The organism is Deltaproteobacteria bacterium (assembly GCA_019912665.1).
Lineage (GTDB): Bacteria > Desulfobacterota > GWC2-55-46 > GWC2-55-46 > GWC2-55-46 > UBA5799.
Window position 1 is genome coordinate 1 of record JAIOIE010000017.1, and the last position, 1,194, is coordinate 1,194.

Here is a 1,194-nt window from a genome sequence, read left to right on the forward strand (position 1 = left end):
GTAACGACGCCCGCGCCGACCGTCCTTCCGCCCTCGCGGATCGCGAACCTCAGGCCCTCTTCCATCGCTATCGGCGTTATGAGCGCCACGTCTATGCTTATGTTGTCGCCGGGCATGACCATCTCGGTCCCCTCGGGAAGAGTCACAATGCCCGTGACGTCGGTCGTCCTGAAGTAGAACTGCGGCCTGTAGCCGTTAAAGAACGGCGTGTGGCGGCCTCCCTCTTCCTTCGTAAGGATATAGACCTCGCCCTTGAACTTCGTGTGCGGAGTAACCGACCCGGGCTTCGCAAGCACCTGGCCCCTCTCCACCTCTTCCTTCTTCGTGCCCCTAAGAAGCGCGCCTATGTTGTCTCCGGCACGGCCCTCGTCCAGGAGCTTCCTGAACATCTCGACTCCCGTAACGGTAGTCTTCGTCGTCGGACGGAGCCCTATTATCTCGATCTCCTCGCCCACCTTTATAACGCCCCTCTCGACCCTGCCCGTTACGACAGTGCCGCGCCCCGATATCGAGAAAACGTCCTCGACCGGCATGAGGAAGGGCTTGTCCACTTCCCTCTTGGGCTCGGGTATGTAGGTGTCCAGCGCCTCGGTAAGCTCGTGTATCGCGCCGCACCACTGGCATTCCTTCTTGCCGCACCCGCACTCGAGTATCTTAAGGGCGCTACCCTTTATTACAGGGATCTCGTCCCCGGGGAACTTGTACTGGTTCAGAAGCTCCCTCACCTCGAGCTCGACAAGGTCCAGAAGCTCCTTGTCATCCACCATGTCCACCTTGTTGAGGAACACTACTATGTAGGGAACGCCGACCTGCCTCGCAAGGAGGATATGTTCCCTCGTCTGGGGCATCGGACCGTCAGCAGCGGAAACGACCATTATCGCGCCGTCCATCTGCGCAGCGCCCGTTATCATGTTCTTTATATAATCCGCGTGACCCGGGCAGTCTATGTGCGCGTAGTGCCTCTTGTCGGTCTGGTACTCGACGTGGGATATGGAGATCGTTACTCCCCTCTCCCTCTCCTCGGGCGCCTTGTCTATGTTCTCGTACGCCAGAAACTCCGCGTACCCCTTCGAGCTAAGGACCTTGGTTATCGCCGCGGTAAGCGAGGTCTTCCCGTGGTCAACGTGGCCTATCGTGCCTACGTTAAGGTGCGCCTTGCCTCTCTCGAATTTAGCCTTGCTCATTTTTTCCTCC

Annotated in this window: 1 protein-coding gene; it reads right to left on the minus strand. The window is 58.6% G+C overall.

Annotated elements, in window-relative coordinates:
• Positions 1 to 1,184, minus strand: a 1,184-nt coding sequence (gene tuf / locus K8I01_04430; GenBank protein MBZ0219661.1) for an elongation factor Tu, incomplete at its 3' end; no start/stop codon positions are given.
• Between the last annotated feature and the right edge of the window lie 10 nt (positions 1,185 to 1,194).